General features: G+C 39.9%; 7 protein-coding genes and 1 pseudogene. All 8 read left to right on the top strand.

Features of this window, described 5'->3' with window-relative positions; genetic code table 11:
• Positions 1 to 249 (top strand): annotated as a pseudogene (locus AC52RT_RS10745) (energy-coupling factor ABC transporter ATP-binding protein); the annotation flags it as partial.
• Positions 225 to 1,097 (top strand): energy-coupling factor ABC transporter ATP-binding protein, encoded by an 873-nt coding sequence (locus AC52RT_RS10740; RefSeq protein ID WP_495540740.1) that lies wholly within the window; start codon positions 225 to 227, stop codon positions 1,095 to 1,097. The pseudogene AC52RT_RS10745 and the gene AC52RT_RS10740, both read left to right, overlap by 25 nt.
• Entirely contained in the window at positions 1,094 to 1,891 is a 798-nt protein-coding gene (locus AC52RT_RS10735) for an energy-coupling factor transporter transmembrane component T family protein (RefSeq protein WP_495540739.1), read from the top strand. Before AC52RT_RS10740 ends, AC52RT_RS10735 begins: the two co-directional genes overlap by 4 nt.
• Positions 1,892 to 1,904: 13 nt before the next feature.
• On the top strand, positions 1,905 to 2,651 hold the full coding sequence (truA, locus tag AC52RT_RS10730) for a tRNA pseudouridine(38-40) synthase TruA (RefSeq protein WP_495540738.1): 747 nt from the start codon (positions 1,905 to 1,907) through the stop codon (positions 2,649 to 2,651).
• 165 nt (positions 2,652 to 2,816) lie between these two features.
• On the top strand, positions 2,817 to 3,254 hold the full coding sequence (gene rplM, locus AC52RT_RS10725; protein WP_040372583.1) for a 50S ribosomal protein L13: 438 nt from the start codon (positions 2,817 to 2,819) through the stop codon (positions 3,252 to 3,254).
• A gap of 22 nt (positions 3,255 to 3,276) precedes the next feature.
• On the top strand, positions 3,277 to 3,669 hold the full coding sequence (gene rpsI / locus AC52RT_RS10720; RefSeq protein WP_040372584.1) for a 30S ribosomal protein S9: 393 nt from the start codon (positions 3,277 to 3,279) through the stop codon (positions 3,667 to 3,669).
• Positions 3,670 to 3,854: 185 nt separating this feature from the next.
• The gene (locus AC52RT_RS10715; protein ID WP_495540737.1) at positions 3,855 to 4,298 is read left to right on the top strand and encodes a DUF2521 family protein; all 444 of its coding nucleotides are present in this window, start codon (positions 3,855 to 3,857) and stop codon (positions 4,296 to 4,298) included.
• 86 nt (positions 4,299 to 4,384) lie between these two features.
• A complete protein-coding gene (gene cwlD, locus AC52RT_RS10710) occupies positions 4,385 to 5,107 on the top strand; it encodes an N-acetylmuramoyl-L-alanine amidase CwlD (protein WP_495540736.1) in 723 nt (240 codons plus the stop codon).
• The last annotated feature ends 157 nt before the right edge of the window (positions 5,108 to 5,264 follow it).

Here is a 5,264-nt window from a genome sequence, read left to right as displayed (position 1 = left end):
ACTCATGATTTAGAAGAGGCAGCAAAGGCGGATCGGATCATTGTCATGAATAAAGGCCAAGTGTATCGCGAAGGAAGTCCAATGGAAATTTTTCGTCTTGAAGATGAACTGATTGAGCTCGGACTTGATATACCATTTTCAGTAAAGCTGAGTAAGGCGCTGCAGAAGACCGGTCTCGATCTTAAAAATGACCATCTGACAGAGGAAGAGCTGGTGAAGGAATTATGCGAATTACACTCGAAGATGTAGAATATCGTTATTCAGTGAACACACCTTTTGAGCACTTGGCATTGCATGATGTGAACATGACGATTGATCCTGGGACATATACGGCCGTTATAGGCCATACAGGTTCTGGTAAATCGACACTTTTACAGCATTTAAATGTATTGCTTAGACCGACTAAAGGACGGGTTATCATTGGTGATCGAACCATAGGAGCTCAAAAGAAAAAAGAAAAAAATTTAAAATCTATTCGGCAGAAGGTCGGTATTGTTTTTCAGTTTCCTGAGCATCAATTGTTTGAAGAAACAGTTGAAAAGGATATTTGTTTCGGGCCAATGAATTTTGGGGTACCCGAAGCTAAAGCAAAGGAACTTGCTCGCATCGCATTAAGTCAAGTGGGACTTGAACAGGAAATTCTTAAAAAATCCCCATTTGATTTATCAGGCGGCCAGATGCGGCGTGTGGCGATTGCAGGTGTAATAGCAATGGAACCGGATGTACTTGTTCTTGATGAGCCGACAGCTGGTTTAGATCCACGCGGACGCAAGGAAATTATGGACATGTTTTATCAGCTTCATAAGGATAGAGGCATTTCTACCATTCTTGTTACACATAGCATGGAAGATGCGGCTCGTTATGCGGACGATATTATTATCATGCATAAGGGAACTGTTTATCAAAAAGGAAAGCCAGAGGAAATCTTCTCAAAACCTGATCAATTATTGGAATTGGGCCTGGATGTTCCAGATACAGTGCGTTTTCAGTTACTGCTGCAAAGAGAGATGGGAATTCGATTTTCACGCCCAAGCTTAAGTCTAGAAGATCTGGTAGCTGATATTAAAGAGGCGATGAAACGAGGGAACCGCTTATGATGGACAAAATGATTTTTGGCCGCTATGTTCCTGCAGATTCCGCCATTCATAAAATGGATCCTCGAGCGAAGCTAATGCTCGTATTTTTATTTGTTTGTACAATATTCTTGGCAAATAATATTGTGACATATGGTCTTGTTGCTATCTTTACTCTTGGACTGATTAGTTTGTCAAAAATCCCTCCTCGTTTTCTATATAACGGATTGAAGCCGGTGTTCTTTTTAATTATCTTTACCTTTTTACTTCATATCCTTTTCACAAAAGAAGGAGAGGTCATCTTTGAATTTGGTTTTTTAAACATTTATGAAGGCGGTCTTAAACAAGGTGCGTTTATATCGTTACGATTTACTTTCTTGATTTTGGTCACGTCTTTACTGACTTTGACGACGACTCCTATCTCTATTACAGATGGTATGGAGGAGCTCTTGAATCCATTTAAAAGATGGAAGTTGCCGATTCATGAGCTTGCCCTGATGATGTCCATCTCACTGCGTTTTATTCCAACATTGATGGAGGAAACGGACAAAATTATGAAAGCACAAGCGGCCCGAGGGGTGGATTTCACTTCAGGACCTTTAAAAGACCGGGTTAAATCAATTGTTCCACTGCTTGTACCGCTATTCGTAAGCTCATTTAAACGAGCTGAGGAACTTGCAACTGCTATGGAATCAAGAGGTTACAGGGGCGGTGAAGGAAGAACGAAATACCGTCAATTGAGTTGGAATACTCGTGATAATCTTCTAATGGCAGCACTCGTAGTGCTTGCTGTCTTACTATTCTTATTACGTTCATAATGAGGGACAAGATATGCACAGAATAAAATGTATAATCTCGTATGACGGTACCATGTTTGCTGGGTATCAAGTTCAGCCGGATAAGCGTACCGTTCAGAGTGAGCTAGAAACAGCACTGGCAAGGATGCATAAAGGGCAGGGTGTCAAAGTGACGGCCTCTGGCAGGACAGATGCTGGTGTTCATGCCAAAGGCCAAGTTATTCATTTTGATACTCCTTATACAGTACCGGTGAAAAATTGGCAAAGAGGTCTCAATTCCCTCCTGCCTGATGATATTGCCGTTGTGAATGCTGAAGTAGTTGAGGATACATTTCATGCTCGGTTTGATGCAACAGCTAAGGAATATCGTTATTTTGTATCACGTTCCGCTCAGAAAGATCCATTCCGAAAAAATTATATGTACAGCTTTCCATTTCATTTGGACCTGGAACTGATTAAGCAGGCAATTCCCCATCTCCTTGGGACTCACGACTTCACCAGCTTCTGCTCTGCAAAAACAGAGGTGGTAGATAAGGTCCGCACGATTCATGAAATTGAGCTCTATGAAGAAGGAGACGTACTTGTATTTCGCTTTAGAGGAAATGGCTTTCTTTATAATATGATTCGAATCCTCATGGGGACATTATTGGAAATTGGAAATGGAAAATTAATTTCCAGTATGATCCCGGAAATTCTTCAAAGTAAGGATCGAAGCGCCGCAGGAAGAACCGTTCCAGGCCAGGGTTTATACCTTTGGGAAGTTGAATATAAAAAGTCTTAGAGAAATATTTTCAGGACAACTAAACCTGGTGTAACATTCTCTTGACAATGGACTTGGTAGAAGGTAATATAATATGGTATGAATTTTAATCCCGCGATAAGCCCCGGAATCTTATTGTGATTGAAAATAAATATAACTAATGAAACAATTTTTAGGAGGGTAATTATGCGCACAACATTTATGGCGAAAGCCACTGAAGTTGATCGTAAATGGTATGTAATAGATGCTGAAGGTAAAACTTTAGGTCGTCTAGCTAGTGAAGTAGCATCCATCTTACGTGGTAAACACAAACCAACATTCACACCTCACGTAGATACTGGTGATCACGTGATTCTAATCAATGCAGGTAAAATTCATTTGACTGGTAAAAAATTGACTGATAAAATTTATTACCGTCACACTATGCATCCAGGCGGTCTTAAAACTAGAACTGCTCTTGAAATGCGTACAAACTATGCTGAGAAAATGCTTGAGCTTGCTATCAAAGGTATGCTTCCAAAGAATTCTCTTGGTCGTCAGATTTTCAAAAAATTGCACGTATATGAAGGCGCTGAGCACAAGCACGAAGCTCAACAACCAGAAGTATACGAATTACGCGGATAATTATTAAAGGAGGTTAACTATTTTGGCACAAGTTCAATATTATGGTACTGGTCGCCGTAAGAGCTCAACAGCTCGTGTACGTTTAATCCCAGGCGAAGGTCGCGTTATCATTAACGGTCGCGATATCAACGAATATATTCCTTTCGCAGCACTACGTGAAGTTGTTAATCAACCACTAGTTGCTACTGAAACTACTGGCACTTACGATATCCTTGTTAACGTAAAAGGCGGTGGATACACTGGCCAAGCAGGCGCAATCCGTCACGGAATCGCACGTGCTTTGTTGTTAGTAGATCCTGAATACCGTCCTGCTCTTAAATCAGCAGGTTTGTTAACTCGTGATCCACGTATGAAAGAGCGTAAAAAATACGGTCTTAAAGGCGCACGTCGTGCACCTCAGTTCTCAAAACGTTAATTTTTTGGAACAATCAAAAGCTCCAGCCCATTACGCGGCTGGAGCTTTTTTTTTATTAATTGAAACAGTGCTGAAGTCGGCCTGCAATTCCTCGAAATTACCAGCTAGTCACGTGTATGTCTTCTGTCCTCTGGTGGACACTACTGGTAAACCCGGTATTAGTCCGGATCAATGAGGTGCTGAATATGAATGTGATTATGGGCCTGCAGGAGAGACAGCGCGAGAAACAACTTAACTATGAGCGGCGTCTTTTGCGTGATTTATCAATAGAAAAACTAAAGGTAAGGATTCTCGATTTTTTTAATCATGATTATTCCTTAGGGTTATATTTAACGGATGTTCTTGAGGAAGGGTGTTTTGATGTAGCAATTGAGGCTTTTTTGCTTGGTGGAAATTACGGCAAATTCGGTTACTATGGAGAGTCGATGGAGGATTCTAGACTTCGCTGCAAGCAAGAGGAGAAGTATCTTGTAGATACATTATTTAATTATATTTTGTATTGGGGGAAGGCTGGGAAAATGGATATCTATAGCGAGAGTTTATTTTATCATTGTAGTGCTTATGTAGAAACTTGGTGGCTTCAGGGATTTCAGGCGGGTGCGAAATACTATAAACTAAGACTTCATTAAACCACTGTGACCTGCATCTGCTTGTTCTATTTTATAATTAGTTCCCATAGTTATAATTATAGAGGACAAGCGGAAGGAGAAAGGTCATGCGCAGGAAACTGAAGTACACTGGTTTTTCAATTGGTCTTATTATGCTTTTTTTAATTATCACGCTGAAGTTTATAGAAGATGATTCTTGGAATGCATGGAATTTGCCCCTGACAGGAAAAATTATTGTACTTGATGCCGGTCATGGGGGAATGGATGGCGGCGCAAATTTTGAATCGATACAGGAAAAAGAAATTTCACTTGCTGTTACTAAGAAAATCCAAGACTTTCTACAAGAGCAGGGGGCACTGGTGCTTTTAACAAGGGAAGATGACAGTGATTTAGCGAATGATGGAACCAAAGGGATTCGAAATCGCAAGAGAGAAGATTTGCAGAATCGTGTAAAGGTAATTAATGAATCTGAAGCAGATTTATTTTTGAGTATCCATTTAAATGCCTTTCCTTCTAGAAGCTCAAGCGGTGCACAAACCTTTTATACAACTCGATATCTTGAAAATAAACAGGCCGCTGCATTTATACAACAAGAAATTATCCGCAATTTAGAAAACACATCACGACAACCAAGAGTAATCCAGAATATTTATTTGATGACGAACGCAACAAAACCAGGTGCATTAGTAGAAATCGGCTTTATATCGAATGCTGCAGAAAGACAGAATTTAATTCAAGAATCGTATCAAGAGAAAATAGCGGCCTCTGTCTATAAAGGGATCTTGAGGTATTTTACTGAAGACCCTATTGAAGAAGAGGACAAGGAGTAGTCTGATAACACTATAATTATTTTATAGGGATTCTGTACTAAATACAGGATCCTTTTTTGATTTGATTAAGTGCGTCTTAGGAGCAATAAAATGTTAATATGTTATACTTAATAAGGGTAAAATGAAAATAAAAAGGTGGGGAAATACGTGTTTACAG

This window comes from Peribacillus sp. (assembly GCF_059453735.1).
The sequence above is the reverse complement of the archived record's forward strand: the minus strand, read 5'-3'. Positions and strand labels throughout refer to the sequence as shown.